This is a genomic window from Anaerolineales bacterium (genome assembly GCA_019637755.1).
In the GTDB taxonomy this organism is placed as follows: domain Bacteria; phylum Chloroflexota; class Anaerolineae; order Anaerolineales; family UBA11579; genus JAMCZK01.
On record JAHBVC010000002.1, the window covers coordinates 282,087 to 303,643 of the forward strand.

22 protein-coding genes and 1 tRNA gene are annotated in these 21,557 nt (G+C 58.6%); 8 read left to right on the plus strand and 15 right to left on the minus strand.

Translation table 11 applies throughout. The annotated features are described in order from the left end of the window. Positions 1–10: 10 nt before the first annotated feature. The 6 genes from coxB to KF821_09270 all read right to left on the minus strand — a co-directional run bounded on the left by coxB (position 11) and on the right by KF821_09270 (position 4,455). Complete coding sequence (coxB, locus tag KF821_09245) at positions 11–1,045, minus strand: cytochrome c oxidase subunit II (protein MBX3005993.1); 1,035 nt, start codon at positions 1,043–1,045, stop codon at positions 11–13. Positions 1,046–1,131: 86 nt separating this feature from the next. After that, complete coding sequence (bcp, locus tag KF821_09250) at positions 1,132–1,602, minus strand: thioredoxin-dependent thiol peroxidase (GenBank protein ID MBX3005994.1); 471 nt, start codon at positions 1,600–1,602, stop codon at positions 1,132–1,134. 50 nt (positions 1,603–1,652) lie between these two features. Then, positions 1,653–2,573 (minus strand): prenyltransferase, encoded by a 921-nt coding sequence (locus KF821_09255; protein MBX3005995.1) that lies wholly within the window; start codon positions 2,571–2,573, stop codon positions 1,653–1,655. A 6-nt stretch (positions 2,574–2,579) separates the two neighbouring features. Continuing rightward, on the minus strand, positions 2,580–3,020 hold the full coding sequence (locus KF821_09260; protein ID MBX3005996.1) for a dTDP-4-dehydrorhamnose 3,5-epimerase family protein: 441 nt from the start codon (positions 3,018–3,020) through the stop codon (positions 2,580–2,582). Next, positions 3,017–3,499 (minus strand): DinB family protein, encoded by a 483-nt coding sequence (locus tag KF821_09265; protein ID MBX3005997.1) that lies wholly within the window; start codon positions 3,497–3,499, stop codon positions 3,017–3,019. The genes KF821_09260 and KF821_09265 overlap by 4 nt, the downstream gene beginning before the upstream one ends. Next, positions 3,499–4,455 carry a proline dehydrogenase family protein gene (locus KF821_09270; GenBank protein ID MBX3005998.1) on the minus strand — a complete coding sequence of 319 codons (957 nt, stop codon included), beginning with the start codon at positions 4,453–4,455 and terminating at the stop codon, positions 3,499–3,501. Before KF821_09270 ends, KF821_09265 begins: the two co-directional genes overlap by 1 nt. A 117-nt stretch (positions 4,456–4,572) precedes the next feature. Here KF821_09270 and KF821_09275 point away from each other — a divergent pair, with 117 nt between their 5' ends. Then, positions 4,573–6,078, plus strand: a complete 1,506-nt coding sequence (locus KF821_09275; GenBank protein MBX3005999.1) for a serine hydrolase — start codon at positions 4,573–4,575, stop codon at positions 6,076–6,078. A gap of 870 nt (positions 6,079–6,948) precedes the next feature. On the opposite strand, the gene KF821_09280 is transcribed toward KF821_09275, so the two are convergent. Genes KF821_09280 through KF821_09305 form a run of 6 tightly spaced genes read right to left on the minus strand, consistent with a single transcriptional unit; the run spans position 6,949 to position 11,610 of the window. After that, complete coding sequence (locus tag KF821_09280; GenBank protein MBX3006000.1) at positions 6,949–7,731, minus strand: ABC transporter ATP-binding protein; 783 nt, start codon at positions 7,729–7,731, stop codon at positions 6,949–6,951. 2 nt (positions 7,732–7,733) lie between these two features. Beyond that, on the minus strand, positions 7,734–8,780 hold the full coding sequence (locus KF821_09285) for an iron ABC transporter permease (GenBank protein ID MBX3006001.1): 1,047 nt from the start codon (positions 8,778–8,780) through the stop codon (positions 7,734–7,736). Beyond that, complete coding sequence (locus tag KF821_09290; protein MBX3006002.1) at positions 8,780–9,859, minus strand: iron ABC transporter permease; 1,080 nt, start codon at positions 9,857–9,859, stop codon at positions 8,780–8,782. The genes KF821_09285 and KF821_09290 overlap by 1 nt, the downstream gene beginning before the upstream one ends. Then, a complete protein-coding gene (locus KF821_09295) occupies positions 9,820–10,650 on the minus strand; it encodes a (2Fe-2S)-binding protein (protein ID MBX3006003.1) in 831 nt (276 codons plus the stop codon). The genes KF821_09290 and KF821_09295 overlap by 40 nt, the downstream gene beginning before the upstream one ends. Then, positions 10,650–10,952: a hypothetical protein gene (locus KF821_09300; GenBank protein MBX3006004.1), complete on the minus strand. Its 303-nt coding sequence runs from the start codon at positions 10,950–10,952 to the stop codon at positions 10,650–10,652. Before KF821_09300 ends, KF821_09295 begins: the two co-directional genes overlap by 1 nt. After that, positions 10,843–11,610, minus strand: a complete 768-nt coding sequence (locus tag KF821_09305) for an iron-siderophore ABC transporter substrate-binding protein (protein ID MBX3006005.1) — start codon at positions 11,608–11,610, stop codon at positions 10,843–10,845. Before KF821_09305 ends, KF821_09300 begins: the two co-directional genes overlap by 110 nt. Positions 11,611–11,808: 198 nt before the next feature. On the opposite strand from KF821_09305, the gene hemH reads away from it, so the two are divergent. Beyond that, entirely contained in the window at positions 11,809–12,852 is a 1,044-nt protein-coding gene (hemH, locus tag KF821_09310; protein MBX3006006.1) for a ferrochelatase, read from the plus strand. 329 nt (positions 12,853–13,181) lie between these two features. Here the strand turns inward: hemH and KF821_09315 are convergent, their stop codons facing one another. After that, complete coding sequence (locus KF821_09315; protein ID MBX3006007.1) at positions 13,182–14,177, minus strand: Gfo/Idh/MocA family oxidoreductase; 996 nt, start codon at positions 14,175–14,177, stop codon at positions 13,182–13,184. A gap of 47 nt (positions 14,178–14,224) precedes the next feature. Beyond that, on the minus strand, positions 14,225–15,154 hold the full coding sequence (locus KF821_09320; GenBank protein MBX3006008.1) for an Abi family protein: 930 nt from the start codon (positions 15,152–15,154) through the stop codon (positions 14,225–14,227). A gap of 390 nt (positions 15,155–15,544) precedes the next feature. On the opposite strand from KF821_09320, the gene KF821_09325 reads away from it, so the two are divergent. The 6 genes from KF821_09325 (at position 15,545) to KF821_09350 (ending at position 20,136) form a co-directional block, all read left to right on the plus strand. Then, positions 15,545–16,501, plus strand: coding sequence for a hypothetical protein (locus KF821_09325; GenBank protein MBX3006009.1), 957 nt, complete (start codon positions 15,545–15,547; stop codon positions 16,499–16,501). 579 nt (positions 16,502–17,080) lie between these two features. Beyond that, the gene (locus tag KF821_09330) at positions 17,081–17,977 is read left to right on the plus strand and encodes a replication initiation factor domain-containing protein (protein MBX3006010.1); all 897 of its coding nucleotides are present in this window, start codon (positions 17,081–17,083) and stop codon (positions 17,975–17,977) included. Continuing rightward, positions 17,967–18,164 (plus strand): helix-turn-helix domain-containing protein, encoded by a 198-nt coding sequence (locus KF821_09335; protein ID MBX3006011.1) that lies wholly within the window; start codon positions 17,967–17,969, stop codon positions 18,162–18,164. The genes KF821_09330 and KF821_09335 overlap by 11 nt, the downstream gene beginning before the upstream one ends. Positions 18,165–18,247: 83 nt before the next feature. After that, positions 18,248–19,408, plus strand: coding sequence for a site-specific integrase (locus KF821_09340; protein ID MBX3006012.1), 1,161 nt, complete (start codon positions 18,248–18,250; stop codon positions 19,406–19,408). Positions 19,409–19,429: 21 nt separating this feature from the next. Beyond that, a tRNA-Arg gene (locus tag KF821_09345) sits at positions 19,430–19,502 on the plus strand. Positions 19,503–19,524: 22 nt separating this feature from the next. After that, positions 19,525–20,136, plus strand: coding sequence for a hypothetical protein (locus KF821_09350; GenBank protein ID MBX3006013.1), 612 nt, complete (start codon positions 19,525–19,527; stop codon positions 20,134–20,136). Positions 20,137–20,152: 16 nt separating this feature from the next. Here KF821_09350 and mgtE read toward each other — a convergent pair whose 3' ends face one another. Beyond that, entirely contained in the window at positions 20,153–21,541 is a 1,389-nt protein-coding gene (mgtE, locus tag KF821_09355) for a magnesium transporter (GenBank protein MBX3006014.1), read from the minus strand. Positions 21,542–21,557: the final 16 nt, after the last annotated feature.

The following is a 21,557-nucleotide window of genomic DNA, read 5'->3' on the forward strand; positions in this document are numbered from 1 at the left end:
TACTCCTTAGTTACTGCAAGCTCTCAATGAACGCCACGATCTGGTCGATCTGTTCAGCGTTCAGCAGTTCATCAAAGTTTTGCGGCATGATGTTGGGCTGGTAGCCGGCCACAATCTGTGCGTTCGGATCCACGATGGATGCACGCAGGTATTGGGTATCGGCGGTCACGGTGCTGCCGTCAGCCAGCTCCACCGTGTGGCCGGGCAAGCCCAGCCAGGTGGGGCCAACTTTGGGCGTGCCGTCGGTGGTGTGGCAGCCGAGGCAGCCGAAGGTCTGCGCCCAGCGGGCGCCGCACTCGGCGTCGCTCAGGTTGCACTCGCCGGATTGCTCGGTGAGCCAACTGCTGAATTCAGAACCATCCACCACTTGCACCTGGGCCAGCATGCTGTAGTGGCCCTGGCCGCACAATTCGGCGCACTCCACGGTGTAGAGGCCGTTGGTGTTGGGGGTGATGCGCAGTTCACGCACGTATTCTTCGCCGCCAGGCAAGATGTCTTGCTTGACGCGGAATTCAGGCACAAAGAAGGAATGGATGACATCCTGCGAATGCAAGCGCAGCAGCACCTGGCGGTTGCGCGGCAACACCAGCGTGTCTGAGGCCACCGCGGTGTTGATGCCCTCAGGGGTGGTGACTTCGTACTCGAAGCGCCAGCTCCACTGGGCGGCGTACACATCCACCGTAATCGCATCCGGGTCACGGCGCTCCACATCGGAGAGCGTTTGGCCACCGATCACCGCCATCCAGAGCACAATGCCGATGGGAATGATCGTCCAAACGATTTCCAGACGCTGGTTGCCTTCCATGTACACGCCATCGCCCTTTTCGCCCTTCTTGCGGCGAAAGACGAAGACACTGTACAAAACGAATACAGTAATCAGCGAGACAAAGAAGGCGATGAACCAGAAGTGCAGATTGAAGAGCCAGTCCACCGTGATGGCTTGTTGGCTGGCTTGTGCAGGCAGCAGGATACCGCTGGTGAACAGCAGCCCCATGCCAATGGTCGAAATGACCACAAGCACGCCAACAATGAGGAGATGAATCATCCGTTATCCTCCGAAAAAAGGCCTTTCGTGTTGTTATTGTGCCGAAAGGTACGAAGTCGAGTATATCACCTTTTCGGCAGCCAAAATCAGCCGTGCAGCCCCTGCAAGGCCTTGAGCACTTTAGTGCTGTGCTTGGGCACGCTGACCTTGTCGTAGATCTCAGCAATGTTGCCTTGCGGGTCGATCAGGAAGGTGGAGCGGATGACGCCGAAGTACTTGTTGCCGAACATGGATTTCTCGCCCCACACGCCGTACTGCTCGCAGACCACATGCCCAGCGTCGGCCAGCAGCGGAAAAGGCAGATCAAACTTCTGCTTGAACTTCTCGTGCGAGTCCTCATCGTCCGGGCTGACGCCGAGGATCACTGCGCCGGCCGCCTGGTACTCGGAATAATCATCGCGAAAGTTGCAGGCTTCCAGCGTGCAGCCCGGCGTGTCGTCTTTGGGGTAGAAGTACAGCACCACCGTCTGGCCGCGGTAATCGGCCAGCGAGTGCAGCTTGCCCGTCTCATCGGGCAGTTTGAAATCGGGGGCCGGTTGGCCTACTTTAAGTTCCATCGGTCTTCTCCTTGCGAAAGATCGTGTATGTGCTGAGAGTGTACCCGCCGCTAGCGCAGCCAGAAGCCCTGGGCCAGTAGATAGGCGGTGAGGAAGGGGATGGCGACGCCATTGAAGGTGAGCGCCAGCCAGTTGGGCTTTAGGCCCTGGGCAATGCGTTGCAGGTACCAGACCTGCAAACCGGCCAGCGGCAGGCTGAACAGCGCCATGCTACCGATGGCCGCGGGCAGGCCGGCAGTGAGCGCCCCCAGCAGCAGCGCGTAGCCGGCGGCCAACAGGGCGTGGTGCAGGCGCAGCCCCTGCTCCCAGCCGGCACGCACCAGCAGGGTCAGCTTGCCTACTTTGAGATCCTGGGCGTAATCGGCAAATTCCAGCGCCAGCATGGCCGCCAGGGTGAGCGCCACTAGCGGGAAGGTGCTCAGGCCGAGCAGGCGGTGCATCGCCCCACTCTGCAGGGTGAAGCCCAGGGCGGGCACCAGCGCGGCGAGCAGTATGGCGGTGCTCAACTCACCGTAGCCACTGGTCGCCAGGTGCAGCGGTGGCACGCTGTAGCTCAGCGCGCCGAACAGGATCAGCGCCAGCAGCGAGCCCACGGTGAGGTTGAGCTGGCCGCTGCGCAGCAAGGCGTGCGTGGCCACGGCCAGCACGGCCAGCAGGCTGCCGGCGGCGATCAAGGCCACCTGCGGGCGCAGTTGGCCGGCGCCCTGCCCCAGCACGCCGCTGCCGCCGCTGAATAGCGTGCGCTGCGGGTGGCCGGCATCTTCGCCGTGATCAAAGTATTCATTAAGGTAATGCACGCACAACTGCAAGGCGCTGACCCAGATCTGGCCGTTGAGCACAACGCCCCAAACCAACGGATGGCCGAGATAGCGCGCCATACCGACGCCGAGAGCATAGAACAAAACGCCCGCCGCCAAAAACCACGGGCGGGAGAGTTGAACGAATAAGAAAAACGGATGGGGTTGCTTCACGCAGCCTCAGCGCTGGCCCGCGGGCACATGCGCGGCCAGCTCTGCGGGGCTGGCTTGGCGATCGCCGGCGTGTGCGGCACTGTGCGTGCTGAGCCACAGCACGCGCGCCGCGTCGCTGGCGGCCAGGCTGCAGGCAACGCCAAAGGGCACCAGCACGCCCTCGGGCGTGGCGGCGTCGAGCGCCAGCTGCGCAAAGACGGCATGGCTGGGCGACTGTGGGCGCAGGTCGAGCAGGCGCAGTTGGCAACGGCCGTCGAGGGCGAAGACCACACGGTCGGCTTCGGCGCGCAAGGTATAGGGCGTGGCGCCGCCGGCGGCCAGCGTTTCCGTGGAAAGCTGGCCAAAGCGGCGCAGCACATGATCCACCTCGCGCAGCAAGCGCGTCTCGCCGGCCGCGGCGCTCAGCGGCCAACGGTGCATATCGGCGATCGGCTGGGCGGCGTTCATGGCAACTGCAGGGCGCGTTTGATATCGCGCTGGTGGCCGATCAAGTGAATGTACATCAACTTGGCCATATGCTTAACTTCGGTTTCACCCAGGGCTGGATGGCGGCCGCGGCGCTCCAGCGCCTCATCGCTCAGGCCACGCACCCACTCCACCGTGGCAGCGCGGCGGCGGGCAAATTCGTCCAGCAGCCAGGCATCGTCATGTTGCGTGCTCATTTCGCTGGTGTGGCTAGCATTCCAGCGATTGATGTTGAAATCGGCAGGCACGCCCTCGCCACCGGCGGCGACGCGTTGCATCACGCGCCCGATCGAGCCTTCGACCTCAACAAAGTGGGCCAGCAGGTCATGCGTGGTCCAGGCCAGGCCATCTTCGTAGATGCGCGTTTGCATTTGCTCTGGGCTGAGGGCGCGCAGGAAGGCGAGGGTCTTCTCGCCTTCGCTGTGCAGTGCATCGGCCAGTTCGTGAGCCAGGGCGGACATTAGCGCCTCACCAGGTTGGTCAGGAAGAACCACAGGTTGGCCGGGCGCTCAGCCAGACGGCGCATGAAGTAGGGATACCACTCGCGGCCGTAGGGCACATAGATACGCACGGGGTAGCCCTCTGCGGCCAGGGATTGCTGCAGATCACGGCGGATGCCGTAGAGCATTTGGAATTCGACCTGCGCCTTAGGCACGCCGAGCTCAGCGGCGTGCTGCTTGGCGTAGGCAATACGCTGCGGGTCCTGGCTGGCCACGGCCAGCATCGGCGGCCAGGGGCCGGCCGGGCCGCCGGCGGGCGGCAGGTGCTGGCCGGCATGCAAGAGCAAGTCAGCCAGGCGGTCATAGGCGGCATCCACATCCGCCTTGCGCGGGAAGGCCCGGTCAGCCGGCTCCATATAAGCGCCCTTGACCACGCGCACGCGGGCGCCCTCGGCGATCAGTGCGTGCACATCGGCTTCACTTCTATATAAGTATGCCTGGATCACGACGCCGAGATTGGTGTATCCGGCGGCACGCAGGCCGCGGTAAAGGCCAAGGGTGATATCCACCCAGGGCGTATCTTCCATATCAATGCGCACAAACACCTGGCGCTCGCTGGCGGCCTGCACGATCTGGCGCAGGTTTTCCTCGGCCAGGGCCACATCCAGCTTCAGGCCCAACTGGGTGAGCTTGATCGAGACGCCGGAGTGCACGCCGCTTTCGGCGATCTGGGTGATGGTCTCGATGATGCGGGCGGTGGAGGCTTGGGCCGCGGCGGCATCGGCGGTGTGCTCGCCGAGCAGATCCAGGGTGGCGAGCATGCCCTCACTGTTCAGCTTGCGTACGGCGTGCAGCGCATCACCCAGCTCGTCACCGGCAACAAAGCGGCGCGCCATGCGGCGTGCCACGCCAAGGCGCATGGTGAAACGTTTGGCCCAGGCGGCTTGCGAAAGATAGATCAGAAAACTACGCAGCATAGGGTTTTAGATTCCGCGAGGTAGTGGATGGCGTATGCGCGCTCCTGATATTCATGCAGCGCTCATACGCGCGAATTCTATCATGCCAGGCGGATGCGATATACTCGCCGCAGTCTTATGGGCTTTTACGTACGTCCGCGCTCTTCCTTCATGCGGCTGGCGGCCAGCTTCCTACTCATCGGCACTTTGGTGCTCCTGATCCTGCAGCTCATCATGTACAGCCGTGACCGGGCCAATTTTCCGGCCGGGCTGGTGGTGGGCGGCATTCCCGTGGGCGGCATCAGCCGCCAGCAGGCCGCCGAGCGCCTGCTGCGCATCTATAGCTTGCCCGTGGAGCTGCGCTATGGCGAGGCGCTGATCCATATGGATCCGGCGCTGGTGGAGTTTCGCCTGAATCTGGAAGGCATGGTGGCCGCGGCCGACCAGCAGCGCACCAGCTCGCCCTTCTGGGGCGGCTTCTGGGATTATTTATGGGGCAATGTCTCCAACCCGGTGGAAGTGCCGCTGGATGCTACTTATTCCGAAGGCTTACTGGAGCGCTACCTGCGCGAGGAGATCTCGGCGCGCTACGACAAAGCCCCCGGCCCGGCCCAGCCGATCGCCGGCACCACCCAGTTCCGGCTGGGCGAACCGGGCACCACGATCAACGTTGACAGCGCGCTGACGCAGATCGAGAACGCGCTGTTCTCGCCCAGCGAGCGCCGCGTGGACCTGGTGGTGCAGCAATCCGCCACCGCCCGCCCCAACCTGCAAAACCTGCAAGTGCAACTGCAACAGATCATGGAAGTGGCCGGTTATGACGGGATTGCCGATATTTATTTTCAGGACCTGGCCACCGGGCAAGACCTGCACTTCATTTACCGCTTAGGCAGCAACCTGCCCAATCAGCCGGATATTTCTTTCACCGCGGCCAGCTTGATGAAGGTGCCCGTGCTGGTTTCGACCTTTAAGCATCTGGATGGCGCGCCCGATATGCGCGTACAAGAACTCTTCCGCGAGATGATCGCGCAATCCTTGAACGAAGCCACCGACGCGCTGATGAGCGAGGTGGTGGGCGGGCCGCGCGCCCCGATCAGCGTCACCGAGGATCTGCACGCTCTGGGGCTGAACAATTCGTTCCTGGCTGGTTATTTCTACTTAGGGGCGCCGCTGCTGGAGCGCTACAGCACGCCAGCTAACCAGCGCAGCGACGTCAACACCGATCCCGACCCGTATAACCAGACGACGCCCACCGACATGGGGATGCTGCTGGCCGATATTTACCAATGTGCCAGCGAGGGCGGCGGCACGCTGCGAGCGGTGTTCCCCGACCAAATCACGCAGGCCGAGTGCCAGGATATGCTGGATATCCTCAGCCAGAACCGCATCGGCATTCTGCTGGAGGCCGGCGTGCCTGAGGGTACGCGGGTAGCGCACAAGCACGGCTGGGTGACCAATCCGAATACGCAGGTGATCAACGTGATGAGCGACGCGGGCATCATCTTTACGCCCAGTGGCGATTATGTGCTGGTGATCACCTTTTACCAACCCGTGCAGTTGATCTTTGATCCGATCGCGGCGATCTTTTCGGATCTGAGCGAAGCGGTATACAACTACTACACGCTGCCTTCGCGCGAAGAGTAGGCCAGCACCCTCGTCGGTCATTGCGAGGCATGTGCAACGAAGTTACGCTGACGAAGCAATCTTGGGTTGAATTTTAGGCAAGCAGTGCGGGGGAGATGGGCCAACAAGGATTCCTCACTGGCCTGGGTTCGGCGGTCTGGTGTGGATGTATCCACCCGTTCGGAATGACACGGCGGGCGGTATAGAGTGCGCTCCCCTGAATAACAAAGTCACGTCATTCCGAATGAGTAAAACGAGGGAGGAATCCTTTAGGGCATGCCAAAACCTTGATTGACTTCGGTGTGGCCTAAAGGATTCCTCGCTGCGCTCGGAATGACGCTACAGGGTGGGCAGGTGCAACTCCTCGCAATACAAAGTCACGTCGTTCTGGGCCGAATTTTAGGCAAGCAGTGCGGGAGAGATGTGCCCGCAAGGATTCCTCACTGGCCTGGGTTCGGCGCTCTGGTGTGGATGTATCCACCCGTTCGGAATGACACAGTAGGCGGTGTAGAGTGCAGCTCCCTCGATAACAAGGCCACGTCATTCCGAACGAGGCCAGCGATTTGTGCTGGCCGAGGAGGAATCCTTTAGGGCATGCCAAACCTTGATTGACTTTGGTGTGGCCTAAAGGATTCCTCGCTGCGCTCGGAATGACGCTATAGGCTTTTCTGGTGTGCAGCTCCTCAAGCCGCGTCATTCCGGGCCGAATTTTAGACAGGCATCTGGGAGAGATGTGCCCGCAAGGATTCCTCACTGGCCTGGGTTCGGCGCTCTGGTGTGGATCGATATACCCGTTCGGAATGACACAGCAGGCGGAATGACGCTATAGGCTGGCAGGATGCAGCTCCCCTATAACAAAGCAGCGTCATTGCTCACCGCTATCGCCCGCCCCTAACCTGCCAGCTTCACCGGCAGGCACATTGGCTGGCCGGTCACCGGATTCTCGATGATGCGGCTCTCCACCCCGAAGACGCGGCGCACCACATCCTCCACGATCACGGCTTGCGGCGCGCCCTGAGCGATCAGTTCCCCTTTGTGCAAGGCAACGATGTGATCGGCGCAGCGTGCCGCATGGTTAAGGTCATGCAGCACCAGCACGATGGTCTTGCCTTGCTGGTTGAGGTGTTGCACCAGATCGAGCACCTCGATCTGGTGGGCCAAGTCGAGAAAGGTGGTGGGCTCGTCCAGCAGGATCGTATTGGTCTCCTGGGCCAGGGTCATGGCGATCCAGGCGCGTTGGCGCTGGCCGCCGGAGAGCGTATCCACGCTGCGCTCGGCCAGCGGCTCCAACTTGGTGAGCTGCAGGGCGTGTTGCAGGGCGGCTTCATCTTCGGCGCTCCACTGCTGGAACCAGTGTTGGTGCGGGTAGCGCCCCTGGGCCACCAGCTCGCGCACGCTCAGCCCTTCGGGCGCCACTGGCGATTGCGGCAGAATGCCGATCTCACGCGCCAACTGCTTGGTGGGCAGGCTGTGGATGGCGCTGCCATCCAGCAGCACCGCGCCCCCCTGCGGCTTGAGCAGGCGTGCCAGGCCGCGCAGCAAGGTGGATTTGCCGCAGCCGTTGGGGCCAACCAGCGCGGTCACCTTGCCCACGGGCACCTGCAAAGTCAGCGCATCGATAATGCGCTCATCGCTATACGCCAGGCTAAGTGCTTCGGCAGAAAATGTTTGCATCGCTAAAACCTCTCGCGGTTTTTCCAGATCAAGAACAAGAAGAACGGGGCGCCCAGCAGGGCAATGATCAAGCCACAGGGGATCTCGGCCGGGGCGATCACCGTACGCCCGATCAGGTCCGAGACCACCACCAATGTGCCGCCCACCAGGGCCGCGATGAGCTGTGAGCCCTCATGCAGCGGGCCTACCAGGCGGCGCGCCAGGTGGGGCGCCACCAGGCCGACGAAGCCGATGGTGCCGGCCACGGTGACGGTAACCCCCGCCAGGGCCACGGCCACCAGCAGCAGCAGGGCGCGCTGGGCGGTTACCTGGCTGCCGAGGCCACGCGCCACCTCTTCCCCCAGGTGCAGGGCATTGAGGTGGCGTGCCAGCAAGACAGCCAGCAGCAAGCCGCCGCCGATCCAGGGCAGCACGGCGTTGACCTCAGCCCAGGTGGTGGCGTAGACCGTGCCCGCCAGCCACATCATCGCCTGCGTCACCAAGTCGATGCGGCCGAAGGTGAGCTCAAAGCCGATCAAGGCGCTCAGCGCGGCCTGCAGGCCAATGCCGATGAGGATGAAGCGCATGGGCGAATCGCCGCGGCGCCAGGCCAACAGATACAACAGCAGCGCCACCGCCAGCGCGCCCACGAAGGCCATCAGCGGCAGCAGATTGCGCGGCAGGCCGGGCATCATTATGATGAAGAACACCGCCGCCAGGCTGGCTCCGGCCGTCACCCCGGTCAGGTCCGGTGAGGCCAGCGGATTGCGGGTGATGCCCTGCACGATATTGCCGGAAACCGCCAGGGCGGCACCCACCAACCAGGCCAGCAGCATGCGCGGCAGGCGCAGATTGAGCACCACAAAGGTGTGCTGCGGTACGCCGGTATCGATGCCGAGCAGCGTGCGCAACACATCCAGCGGGGCAATTTGGAATTCGCCAATGCCCATATTGAGCACCATCGCCGCCAGGGTGAGCAGCAGCAGCGCTGCCGCCACCGCCGGCAGGCGGCCATCCAGGCGCAGTGAGAACGGCAGGCGCCGTGAACGTAAAACCAACCAGGGCGCCATCAGCGTTTCACCTTGGCGCGCACCAAATAGATGAACAAGGGGCCGCCCAGGGCGGCGGTCATCAGGCCGACGGGCAGCTCGAGCGGGCGCATCACCAGACGGCCGACGACATCGGCGGTGACCAGGAAGATGGCGCCGAGGATGGCGGCGTAGGGAATGATCCAACGATAATCCGGGCCGGTGAAGAAGCGCACGGCATGCGGCGCCACTAGGCCCACAAAGCCGACCGGCCCGGCCAGGGCCACCGAGGTGCCAGCCAGCACCACAGTGGCCAGCGCAGCAAGCAGCTTGACCCACAGCACGTTGAGGCCCAGGCCGCGCGCCAGATCGTCGCCCAGTGAGAGCGTGGTGATCTGGCGGCCGAGCAGGATCGCCAGTGCCAGCCCGGCCAGAATGTATACGGCGGCCGGAGCGATCAGCTCCATCTCGCGCCCGGCCACGCTACCGGCCATCCACAAGCGCACCTGGTCGTAGCCCAGCGGATGCAAGATGGCCAGCAAGCTGGTGATCGAGCCGAGGGTGGCGGCCATCGCCGCGCCGGCGATGGTGAGCTTGATCGGCGTGGGGCCGCCGCGCCCCAGCGAGCCTACCGCGTAGACGAAGGCGCCACTGAGCGCCGCGCCGGCAAAGGCAAACAGGGCAAAGCCAGATAATGAATGCACGTTGAGGAAAAGCACAGCCACCAGCACGGCCAGTGCGGCACCGGCTTCAATCCCCAGCAAGCCGGAATCGGCCAGCGGGTTGCGCGTCAGGCCCTGCATGATGGCGCCTGCCGCGGCCAAGGCGGCGCCCACCAGGGCGGCGGTGAGGGCGCGCGGCATGCGCAGGCTGCGAATGACGAGGTGCTCGGTGTTGGTGTCATCAAAATGGGTCACCGATTCCACCACAGTGCGCGGCGGGATCTCGGCCGCGCCGAAGGCGGTGCTGGCCAGCAACACCGCCCACAGCAGGGCGGCCATGAGCGGGAAGCCCAGCAGGCGCAAGGCATTGCCGCGCCGCGTGGCGAGGGGCGCGGTGCCGCGGGCCGGTAAGGTGGCCATCAGCGTGCGCCCTCGGCCGCGGCGCGTTCGGCCAGCCACTCTTCGATGAGAGCGATGCGCTGTGGCATGGGGCGGTGCGGGCAGTTGGAGCAATAGTGCCCCTCGCCGGTTTTGTAATACAGGCAACACGACACGCGGTCGATCAGTTGGTAGCTCAGGCCAGCGTGCTCCACGCACACGAAGTCGCGTTGGCGTGCCAACTGCGTGGGCAGCGCCGCGGCGGCGCGCGCCTCGTGCAGGCTGCGCGGCACATCGCCGAGTTGTTCGCCCACCCAGGTGAAAGCTGAGCCGTAGTAATCACGCGCCAGCAACCATAGGCCGGCCACGCCGATACGCGAATTCTGGCGCAGCGCCAGGATCAACGGCTGGCAATGCGCTTCAAGCTGCTGAGTGAGATGCAGCCGCAGCGCGTCGGTATCCGGCATGGCGGTGCAGTCAGGATGGGCCGCGGCTGCGTCAGCGGCCAGGGCGGCGAAGGCGCGGCCCTGCCAGGCGATGGCAAGCAGCTCGCCGTCTGCATCGAAACGCACGGCCAGCGAGCCGGGGCGCAGATCGGGCACGCGTTGGGTGGCCAGATAGCAAGTCACCGCCACGGCCATGATGTAGAAGACGTAATGGCCAAACCACAGGGCCGCGGGCGATTGGGCGTCGGTGGCCTGGTGATGCGCGGCGCTGGCTTTGAGCAGCGGCGCCAGGTAGGCGGATTCATGCAGCTGGCTGGCGTTCAGCCAGCCAGGCTGCGCATCCGGCGTGCTGAGTAATTGCGCACGGTAGCTTTCGTTGGCGGCGCTGAGCGCCGCCAACGTTGCGACGATGGGGTGCTGCGGCATCACTCAGTTACGGCGCCAACCACGCGTTCGATCAGCACGCCAGCCGACAGCGGCCCGCCGAACAGCCAGGTATCGCCGCCGATGGCATGCGCTTTGCCAGACTGCACGAAGGGCAGCGTATCCCACAATTTCTGGAAGGAGCCGGAGCGATTGAGCCCGTCATCTTCCTGGATCACATAAAAGTAGTGCACGTCACCCAACTCGGTGAGTGCTTCGCTGCCCACCTCGGCAAAGCCGTACTGGGCAAACTCGCTGTCCCAGGCATTCTCCAGCCCCAACTGCTCGATGATGTTGGTGGCCATGCCCGTTATCAATAAAGAAGCGCAGATAGGCATTGTTGAGGTAAGACATCATTTGCGCCAACACGAAGGGCTCGCCGGCGTGGCCGCTGGCGGCAATCGCCTCGCGGCCCGCGGCGATCTGGGCATCCAAGCCGGCCAGCACTTGTTCGGCTTGCTCGCTGCGGCCGGTGGCCTGGCCGAGCAAGCGGAAGCTGTCTTGCATCTCTGCAAAGGTCGAGAGCGCCGGATCATCCGGATAGGGGTTGAAGGCCAGCGTGGGGGCAATCGCGTCGAGTTGTTCGTAGTAGCCCGCGGCGGTGGCCTGGGTATCGATGATCAGATCGGGTTGCAGCGCCGCCAGGGTTTCAAAATCCGGCTCGCCGCGCATGCCGACATCGACGACATCCGGCGAGAGCTCAGCGGGCACATTGACCCAGGTGTTGAAGCCTTCGATATCGGCGACGCCGACGGGCTGGATGCCCAGCGCCAGCAGGTTCTCGACATAGGTCCATTCGAGGGCCACCACGCGCAGCGCCGGGCCGGGCAGCACCGCCTCGCCCATTGTATGGGGGATGGTGATGGCACCGGCGGTGTTGGGGTCTACGGGCTCACGCGGCACGATGACGGGGGCACATGCGGCCAACAGGCTGGCCAGCACGAGAATGAGTAGTTTGCGCACAGTACAGCTCCTTAAGTTCGCAAGCGAGTGTATGCAGTGGGCCTTCAATAATCTAGGCGTGCGGCTTAATCCCTATTTGCTCCCTGGTGAGGCAAAGTTTCAATGTGGGTGATAATTGGCTTTGCTCAGGTAGTGGATTTTTGAGATCGGCAGTGGTCTATTTGTGAAATCTTGCCCAAGCAAGCGAGGTAGATGTTCGTGGCAGAAACAAAAGGTGTGATTTTGCTGAATTTGGGTTCGCCCGACGCGCCGGAGGAAGGCGCGCTGCGCGAATACCTGGAAGAATTTTTGATGGATGCGCGCGTGCTGGATTATCCGCGCCCGCTGCGTAACCTGGTGGTAAAGCAATTCATCTTGCCCAAGCGGCCAGCAACTTCGGCCGAGGCGTATGCTTCGATCTGGTGGCCGGAAGGCTCGCCGCTGGTGGTGATCAGCGAGCGCACGCGGCAGGCGCTGCAGGAACGCACGCAGCTGCCGGTGGAGCTGGGCATGCGCTACGGCCAGCCCACGGCGCGCGCCGCGCTGCAAAAGCTGCTGGCAGCGGGCGCTCGCGAGATCTTTGCCATCCCGCTGTATCCGCATTACGCCATGTCTACCATCGAGAGCGCGGTGGTGAAGACGCAAGAGGAGCTGGCCAAGCTTGACCCGGCAGCACGCCTAATCGTGCAGCCGCCCTACTATGATGAAGCGGGCTATTTGCAAGCGCTGTACGCCAGCGCCCGCCCGCACTTACAGGACTTTGAGCACCTGCTGTTCAGCTATCACGGGCTGCCCGAGCGCCATCTGCGCAAGGCCGATCCCACCGGCGCGCACTGCCTGCGCAGCGCCGATTGCTGCGAGGTGCCCAGCGCGGCGCACGGCACCTGTTACCGCCACCAACTGTTGCGCACCACAGATGCGTTCGTGCGTGAGTTCAACATTCCGGCGGAGAAGTATTCGCTGGCCTACCAATCACGCCTGGGGAGCGATAAGTGGCTGCAACCCTCCACCGAGGCCAAGCTGGTGGAGCTGGCGCAGCGCGGCGTGCGCAAGCTCACCGTGATCTGCCCGGCGTTTGTGGACGATTGTGTAGAGACGCTGGAAGAGATTGGCATCCGCGGCAAGCAAGTGTTCCTGGCCGCCGGCGGCGAGGAATTTGAGTTAATCCCGTGCATCAACGACCACCCGGCATGGATCGATACGTTGGCGGGCTGGGTGGAGGCGTTTGAGAAGCGTGGCGAAGTAGTGCTGGCCGGGATGTGAGTGCTATTACTCGTGGGGGATAGTTAGAACGTCTTTTGGCAATAACAATTAAAGAGTCTTTCTTTGCCCTAAAGGATTCCTCCCTCACTGCGTTCGGTCGGAATGACGTTTAAAGTTTGTTGTCATCCCGACGAGCCGCGTAGCGGCGAGGAGGGATCCTTTAGGCCATTGCAAATCCAGCTTGAAGGTTTGCTCTTAGGTGATTCCTAGCCTTCGGCTGCCGCGTTCGGAATGATGTTTTTTGGCTTACTGTCATCCCGAACGAGCCGTGCAGCCGAGGGAAGAATCCTTTAGGCCATTGCAAATCAACTAAGAATAACTGTCTGGAATCACTCCCCCGGATAGCGCATGCCCCACTGGGTGCGCAGCGTATCCAGCGTGCGCAGGATGGCGAGCGACTCATCGAGCGGCATGGTTTCGCTCTCCAGCAGGCCGGCTTGCAGGCAACGGCGCACCTCGGCGGCCTGGTAGCCGTAGCCATCGCCCTTGTAGGGCGCGGTGAGCACGCGGCTGCCGCCCCCTTGTTGCAGGTGCAGGCGGCGCATCTTCCAGCCGCCGCGGTCCATCTCGATACGAATGTTGCCCTCGCTGCCCAGCAGCATAATGTCGTGACGCATGCGGCCAGCAAAGCCGGCCGCCAACTGCGCCACACCGCCGCCGGCATACTGGAAAATGGCCGAGAAGCGCGTATCCACGCCGGTGGGCGCCAGCTCGGCCTTGGAGAGAATCTCCTGCGGCTGGGCGCCGAAGACCAGGCTGGCGAAAGAGACGGGGTAGATGCCGAGATCGAGCAGCGCCCCGCCGCCGAGGGCCGGGGAATAGAAGCGATTGTCGTTGGCGATGGGCGGCTGGGAGTGGAAGGCGGCGTGCAGTTGTAGCGGCTGGCCGATGGCGCCGCGCTGCAGCAGCTCGCGCAGAGCGGAAACCAAAGGCAGCCACCGCACCCACATCGCCTCCATCAGGAACAGCTGGCGGCTGCGGGCAATCTCGATGAGCTCGGCCAGTTGCGGCGCGTTGAGGGTAAAGGTCTTCTCGCACAGTACCGGTTTGCCGGCCAGCAAGGCGGCTTTCGTTTGCTCGTAGTGCAAGTTGTTGGGCGAGGACACGTAGACGACATCGATGCCCGGGTCAGCCAGCATGGCGTCCAGCGAACCGTAGGCCTGCCCGCCGAACTGGCGCACAAAGGCGGCGGCGGACTCAGGCGTGCGCGATACCACGCCGCCGATGCGGTTGCCGGGCGCGTGACGCATGTCACGCGCCATGGCGGCGGCCATCTTGCCGGCGGCTACGAAGCCCCAGGTGGTGGGTTGGCGGGATGCGGGCATGGGTGGGAGTATACAGGGAGCGGCGTCTCTCTAACCAATCAAGTATGCTAGCGCCAAAATGGCACTTCCATCCAGTTCTCAGGAAAACCAATCTGTTCCATTGGCAATTCAGGATAATGGCTTACAAGCGCTTTTAACTGCGAGCCCCAAGTGTTATCCACATCAATGACATTCAACAAATACTGGATAACTACCAAAGAAGGAAACACCCGGTTGCTCGCGGTAGTAATTTTGACGGGCTTGTGAAAATCTGAAAGATTTTTCTCTTTTGGAATCTGAAAACCAATCGGGAAATGACGATTCCATAGACGCCCATGATGAGCACAAATGTTTCTTACAACTGCAAGCATATGAAGCCAAGATCCAAACACCTTTCGGGTTAGCCCATAATGCCGAGAAAGAACTTCACGATCGACTTGATGCAAATTTGCATAGAATTTACTGAGAGCCCCGAATGTCATTTCTTCAAAGAGCATCCAGCACGGCAGGTGCGATTCACTGGTGTACTTACTCCGGTAAGCCTTAACGAAATCAGATGAACTTCTTTCTTTTGTCACTTCAGAAAACTTCAGGAAATCTTCGTGAAAATTCTCTATTTCATCTTGCCGAAATGAATTTCGTTCTAAGAATCCAAAGGCACCATATTTACTAGAAAAGAACTCAACAAGATGTGAGCGAAAAACAGAAATCTCAATTCTCTCAAGTGCATCAAAGATAAGTAACCTTAATTCTCTATCAAAGTAATAGCGGTCTTCTACCATACTGAAGGTGGTACCATCAATAAAGTTGTCATCTATATCTGATTTGCGGTACGCGTACAGATAGCCAGTTAGCCTATAGTAGTTAACTTGCCTTAGGAAGGTAGCTAAGCGTTCTGGTTGACACGATAGGCCTCTGTCCGTAAGCAAGGCTACCTGTTCTACAATTGAAAGTGGTTCTTTTTTGTACTTCATCCCCAAAAAGAGAAATCCGCCCATTTGAGCATGTCTAAGACAGAGGCTTGGCGGATTTGTTAAATAGATTATAGGTTGTTTTAGCAACAATGTCAATACTGGCAGGCAACTACGGTGTGCTGGCCATAGCTGGGTACTGTCGTAGGTATCAGCGCCACACCTGTATAATAGAGGTCTACTGCGCCCATAGCTCAATGGATAGAGCAACTGACTTCGGACTGCAATAGACGTTGTAAACCCTGTCTATTACGTGTTCTTGGGCCAAATTTACGGGTAAATTCGGGGAAAGCTAGTAAATAGAGTCTAAGATTTCAATAATTTTTCAGATTAACTGCAGCAGATTTGCAGCAGCAGGTGGTGGGAAAGGCAGTTTGGCAACAGCATTTCCTTGCTTGGCATCCTCAAAGGAGTGATATGAAAATCCGCTTAAGTGTTCTTCGAGAATCACTAGAAAACCTGACTTTTCGAAGAGATGGTGACAAGTATGAAAGGGCGTATGGCCATCTTCTCGCACCTAATTTCCCAAATTGCGAGATTTTCTGGAAATTCTTTGTAGGTCCTTATGCCCAAATGGCTTCTACGCAACCCCTAAACAGTGATCGCAACAGCAGCAAGTTAAAAGAGATAGAAACACTACGGCTGGTTGGGTGGAGTCATTACACAATGTTTCTGCATCTTGTATTTGCCAGAGTTCACTTGCAAACAAGGATGATTTCTTCAATCGAAAACACTTACTCACATCTAGTATCGGCATGTGATTTGGCAGATAACACAGTCGCTCAATTCCATCTACTTATGCTAAAGGCAAGGAATGAGGAGACAAAAGTAAAGTGTAAAAAAAGAAAGCGCCTTCGAGAATGTGAAGAATTAAGGAAAGAATATTTTGGTGACAAATTCAGCGAGCAGTTCAACGGATATCTAAACCATGTAAGAAACATAAAAGTGCTTAGGAACATTCTCGTTCACGATGTAATGCTAGCGCGCATATCTTCGCCTGAAGGATATCTGATACCCAAATCCGAAAAGGCCAGACTATATATGAAGAATAACTTGGGAGAAACCCAAAAAGCCGCAAACACAGGTGCGGAAATGAGTAATTTTCGGGAAGAATACGAACAGGCTGAAGATGATACGGTGCAGCTTGAAGTTAAGCTAAATGCTTTATGGGAAAAGATGATCTCAGATTTTAAGAATGAATTCTTTTCTGAGAAAGATTCACTTAGAAAGTTCTATGAAATAGAAGCCGAAAATCCCGAACATCTCATGCCACCTAGTAGTAGTTCCCAGTTTCTCCCTTCGCCCGTCAGACCACGCCAACCATATTCCGGTGGTTCTATCATAGTTGACTCGAGCAGACACGAACCTGATTAATAGCCTTTCTTCCCGCAGCCGGGAGACGGCAGCGGGGGCCTCGGCTTGTCAAGGGGAGCGCATGACCAGCCAAACTAACAACCCTGCCCTTGACAAGCTGGGGTGCTGCCGTAGGCTGCGAAAGGGAAGAAAGGCGAAAGAGTAGACACAATAGACACTAATCAGATTGACACTTCCCGAAAGCTACAGTATCTTTTTTGTGGGGCTGGTTCTGGCTTCTTCAACCAGAGTACGTAAAGGACTAATCGTACAGAGTTCCCCCTAAAGGTCTATCGAGAGGCGCAGCCAGCGCCGAGTGGCTATTGCAGCCCCAGGGCAGCTATTTTGGTCGGCGGACGCCCTGAATTTCATGTGACCAAGTGAATTGAATAGCTGATGTTCTCTGAGGCAGTTTGCCTGCTTTTTGGCACACCTGTTTCCCACAGACCACAGCAAGCAAGTAAGTAGCTGATGCTGAGCACCGAACCGGAGCGCACGTGAGGAGCACCGGAAGCGGAGCGGAAGTGCACTACTTCTTGCCAATTTCATCGGCAGCCCCCCAATACTGTTAGGGGGGCGTAAATTGGTCACGGAGTAAATATGGAATTCAGGATACATTGGTTTGCTGTAACTATTTGGGGAACAACAGATTTTGCGCTAAAACTCTGGGAAGTTTGGTTTCAAAAGAGCTTAGGCCACATGCAGCCACAGGGCTATGGTGGCAGGCTGTACCAGTCAATCTATAAGGCACTAGCAGAAAGCAAGCTCTACTGCGCTCCTAGACTGGCTACTGACGATTCTGAACAACACTTCCATTTTGAGCTACCTGGGTCAGCTTGCGAGGCTTTGCACCCAAAGCTGCTGCAGGACTTTATGCTTGCGCTGGAGCATGTCGAACGCTTCCAGTTCACTCGCCTTGACTTAGCTTGGGATGGCGTGCCGTTCACGCCCGAAGATTTAGAGCAAGCTGGCGAAAGCAATATGCTGCGGACTTACGCAAGGCGGGAAACTCTTAGCTTCGAAAGCACACCATACAAGCCAAGAGAAGACGGGCAGATAGGCCACTCCATTTTCAGAATGGGTAGCCGGCAGTCTTCGCGCTATCTGCGCGTGTACAACCTGCATGGTCCAGTTCGCCTTGAAATTGAAACTCGTAGCAAGCGGGCTGACACTATTGCCAGAGATGTGCTGGTTCATGCGCCTGATGATTGGGCAGCAAAAGCAATGGCGCACCTGCGGGATTTTGTAGATGTGCATGCAGATTATTGGCAGGAATTTATTCAGGGTGAAGCTAGAGCCAATTGCACAGTTACAGATGCACGCACAAGTGAGATGTCTAGAATTTCTGATTGGCTTTACAAGCAGGTTGCTCCCAGCCTGTCAGTCTTAGCTGATGTTTACGGCGAGGATGCAGTAGATCGTCTGCTCAAAACTGGACGGCGCAAGCGAGGCAAACGCTTTGATAGCTTGCTATCTGGGGGCAACCATGAATCTTGAAGCCTATCCCCCATTCCAATTATTGAAAGCTACGCAGGTTGCACAAATCCTCAATGTCAGTCGGGCGTTCGCATATCAGCTTATGAAAAAGGGTGAGCTACCCACAGTCAAGATGCAAGGGGCTGTACGGGTCAAGCTGGAAGACCTAAAGCGATACATTGAAGCTAAGCGAACAGCGATGGTGTAGGTAGGTTTACAATGACTCAGACCACCTGCACTTTAACAATCCGGCCAAACTGCCTTTCCTAACTCTGGTAAAGGAGTCAAGGAATGGCAAAAAGAAGAAACAATCAAGAAGGGGCTATCTATCAAAAGCCCAATGGTCGCTGGCAAGCACAATTCTCAATCGAGGGCAGAAGGTTTAGCAAGTCTTTTCCTTCGAAACGGGAGTGCGTAGATTGGCTGCGTGAAATGGCTAATCAAAAAGACCGAGGCCTGACCTCGAAAGGGGTAGACCTAACCTTTCATGAATTCTTTGAAAGATGGTTGCTGCTTACAAAGCCGAGGGTCAGGCCAAAAACATGGCTGCAATATCGAGGGATAGGCAGCTATCACCTCATGCCCAAGTTTGGAAAGACGAAGCTAGTAGATATCAAGCCAGCAGCAATTCAAGACCTGTACGCCGAGAAACTTAGAGATGGTCTGGGTGCTCGCACCGTTCAGCTAATTCATGGGGTTTTGCGCTCATCGTTAGGGTTTGCCGAGCGTCAGGGGCTAATCTCTTACAGTCCCACAAAGCGAGTAGACAAACCAACTTTCATGCAACCGGAAATGAAGTTCCTGTCAGATGTTCAAGTAAAAGCCCTGCTTGCGCTCACAGAAGGCAGCAGCTTAGGAACATTGCTTCAGATGGCAGTTACTACCGGAATGCGGCAAGGCGAGTTACTTGGGCTTCGCTGGGCTGATGTGGATTGGGCAAGTGCTACTGTTCGTGTTCGCAGGCAACTGCAGCGAATTCCCTATCAAGGGCTTATCTTTACTGAGCCTAAGAGCCGCAATGGTATTCGCACAGTCCAGTTGGGAAGCCTGACTTTGCGAGCGTTGATGCAGCACAAAGAGCGGCAAGGTGCCGAATTCCTAAATGGCGAGAACACAGAAGACCTGCTGTTCCCTTCCTCAACGGGAACGCCAAAAGAGCCACGCATCCTCTACGCTCAGTTCAAGAAAGCCTTAAAGATGGCTAGAGTTCCTGATGTTAGGTTTCATGACCTGCGGCATACCGCAGCTTCGCTAATGCTCATGAGTGGGATGGAGCTAATCCGCATTGCTCGGCAGCTGGGACACTCTAAACCAAGTATCACGCTGGATATCTACGGTCACTTGATACCCGGCCTTGAAAATGCATCTGCAGAGCGTTTGGATGAGTTAGTAGCTCCATTAACTGCAGCAGATTTGCAGCAGCAAGCGCAAAAATCCGTTTTTAAGGCCTAAAACTGTATAATTTACCCGTATGCGCCCATAGCTCAATGGATAGAGCAACTGACTTCGGATCAGTGGGTTGTGGGTTCGACTCCTGCTGGGCGCGCTAAGGAATGCTATGGGGATCCATGAAAACTGAAGAGAAGAATCACCAAACTGTCAAACTGACTGGTTACTACACGTTACTCGCAGCAGTCATCGGTGGGTTTTCACTGATACTAAATACGCTGATTGAACAGGGCTACTATTTTGCAGCAGTCATTTTGTTCATTGTATTACTGATAGCCATCATATTCTCTACTACTCGCCTCTCCAAGTTTCAAATAGCAAAGAGTATCGAAAGCATATCTGAAGCTCTCCCCTCTTGGAAGTTACTTTACGAGCATGATGAAAATGGACGGCAGCTAAAAGGAAGCTCCAAGGAGTTAATTGATGCTGTCAACAATGCTTATCCAATTAAGATCAAGTTACAACGCCCGAATGAACGAACTGAGGTTATGGAAGCTCAATGGGTGTTCACTGAGAACGGCATTGTTCATGCATCCAACATAGACCAGATATCCCTCGGGCCAGATGAAACTGGAAATTACCGATATTTTGCAGAGCCCTACCACTATTTTGTAATTGTTAACAGCGCAGGCTTCCATCACGCAAGCCGCTTTTTCTTTAATGGAGAACTCAAAAGCACTTCTGATGGAGCCCCCCACATGACTTGGTATGGCCTAGTGCCTCCCAACTAGATAGCTGCTTTGTTGCCTACAACCCCATAACCGCCTTGGCAATATACAGATAAATCGCCAACCCGGTCGCATCCACTAGCGTAGTGATGAGCGGTGCGCTCACTGCGGCGGGGTCGATCTTGAAGCGCTGCGCCAGCAGCGGGATCAGCGAGCCGATGGTGTTGGCCCAGGTGCAGATCACCAGCACCGAGAGCGAGACGGTGAGCGCCAGCGCATCGCTGGAGCCCCAGAACTTGGCACGCATGTACGACACGCTGCCCAGCAGCAGGCCAATTAGCAGGCCGCTGAGCAGCTCGCGGCCGATGACTTTCCAACTGTCACGCAGGGTCACTTCGCCCAGCGCCAGGCCACGGATGAGCGTGGAGACGGTTTGGGCGCCGGTGTTGCCGCCGGTACCGATCAGCAGCGGGATGAAGAACGAAAGCGCCACCACGGCGGCCAGCTCGCTCTCAAAATGGCGCAGCACCATACCAGTGAGCGTCTCGGCCACGAACAGCAGCAGCAGCCAGCCGATGCGGCGCGAGATGGCCGTCTTGAGCGGGATGGTGAAATAGGGCTGGTCTACCGGGCCACTTTCCACACCACCGAAGCGCAAAATATCCTCAGTACTTTCGGCGGCGAGCACATCGATGACATCGTCTACGGGAATGATGCCGAGCATACGCCCGCCGGGGTCAAGCACGGGCATGGCCAGGTAATCGTAGTGTGAGAGCAGGCGCGCCACATCTTCACGGTCGGTCTCTGGAGTGACGCTGACCAACTGCGTATTCATCAGCGCGCCCAGCTTCTTGCGCGCCGGCGCCACTACCACCTCACGCAGCGAGACCACGCCTTCCAGGCGCTCCTCGTCATCCACTACATAGAGATTATTGAGCGTCTCCACATCGGCGTTCATGCGGCGCAAGCGCACCAGCGTATCGGCGGCGCGCCACTCTTTATGCACGCGCACGAATTTTTCCGTCATCATGCGCCCGGCGCTGTGCACAGGGTATTGCAGCAGGCGCTGGATATCGAGGGCGTGCTTGGGCTCCAGAGCTTCGAGGATGGCGCTGCGGCGGCGCGGGAACATGGGGATGATGTAGGCGGCCTCGTCCATGGGCATGGCATCCACGATGGCGGCGATCTGGCCCACCTTCAGCGGGCCGGCCACATCGCGCACCAGGTTGGGGGCCAGCTCGGCGAGCACATCCGCCTGGCGTGGCAGCTCCAGCGCGTTGAAGACGCGGCGGCGTTGGGCTACGTTGAGGCGCTCGAGCACATCGCCAATATTGGCGGGGTGCTGGCCGTGCAGCGCCGCTTTGAGGGCGGTGCTTTGGCGGCGCTCCAGGGCGGCGCGCAGACTGCGTTCCAGTTCCTCGGTGTTGACCAGCTCATTTTTCTTGCCATTATTCATCTGACGTTTCATCGTGCCCTCGCGGCAG

Excerpts from the sequence above, each read along its gene's own strand:
- coxB (MBX3005993.1), bottom strand. The coding sequence starts at position 1,045 with ATGATTCATCTCCTCATTGTTGGCGTGCTTGTGGTCATTTCGACCATT.
- bcp (MBX3005994.1), bottom strand. The coding sequence starts at position 1,602 with ATGGAACTTAAAGTAGGCCAACCGGCCCCCGATTTCAAACTGCCCGAT.
- KF821_09260 (MBX3005996.1), bottom strand. The coding sequence starts at position 3,020 with ATGAACGCCGCCCAGCCGATCGCCGATATGCACCGTTGGCCGCTGAGC.
- KF821_09265 (MBX3005997.1), bottom strand. The coding sequence starts at position 3,499 with ATGTCCGCCCTGGCTCACGAACTGGCCGATGCACTGCACAGCGAAGGC.
- KF821_09270 (MBX3005998.1), bottom strand. The coding sequence starts at position 4,455 with ATGCTGCGTAGTTTTCTGATCTATCTTTCGCAAGCCGCCTGGGCCAAA.
- KF821_09275 (MBX3005999.1), top strand. The coding sequence starts at position 4,573 with ATGGGCTTTTACGTACGTCCGCGCTCTTCCTTCATGCGGCTGGCGGCC.
- KF821_09280 (MBX3006000.1), bottom strand. The coding sequence starts at position 7,731 with ATGCAAACATTTTCTGCCGAAGCACTTAGCCTGGCGTATAGCGATGAG.
- KF821_09285 (MBX3006001.1), bottom strand. The coding sequence starts at position 8,780 with ATGGCGCCCTGGTTGGTTTTACGTTCACGGCGCCTGCCGTTCTCACTG.
- KF821_09295 (MBX3006003.1), bottom strand. The coding sequence starts at position 10,650 with ATGCCGCAGCACCCCATCGTCGCAACGTTGGCGGCGCTCAGCGCCGCC.
- KF821_09300 (MBX3006004.1), bottom strand. The coding sequence starts at position 10,952 with ATGGCCACCAACATCATCGAGCAGTTGGGGCTGGAGAATGCCTGGGAC.
- KF821_09315 (MBX3006007.1), bottom strand. The coding sequence starts at position 14,177 with ATGCCCGCATCCCGCCAACCCACCACCTGGGGCTTCGTAGCCGCCGGC.
- KF821_09320 (MBX3006008.1), bottom strand. The coding sequence starts at position 15,154 with ATGGGCGGATTTCTCTTTTTGGGGATGAAGTACAAAAAAGAACCACTT.
- KF821_09325 (MBX3006009.1), top strand. The coding sequence starts at position 15,545 with ATGAAAATCCGCTTAAGTGTTCTTCGAGAATCACTAGAAAACCTGACT.
- KF821_09330 (MBX3006010.1), top strand. The coding sequence starts at position 17,081 with ATGGAATTCAGGATACATTGGTTTGCTGTAACTATTTGGGGAACAACA.
- KF821_09335 (MBX3006011.1), top strand. The coding sequence starts at position 17,967 with ATGAATCTTGAAGCCTATCCCCCATTCCAATTATTGAAAGCTACGCAG.
- KF821_09340 (MBX3006012.1), top strand. The coding sequence starts at position 18,248 with ATGGCAAAAAGAAGAAACAATCAAGAAGGGGCTATCTATCAAAAGCCC.
- KF821_09350 (MBX3006013.1), top strand. The coding sequence starts at position 19,525 with ATGAAAACTGAAGAGAAGAATCACCAAACTGTCAAACTGACTGGTTAC.
- mgtE (MBX3006014.1), bottom strand. The coding sequence starts at position 21,541 with ATGAAACGTCAGATGAATAATGGCAAGAAAAATGAGCTGGTCAACACC.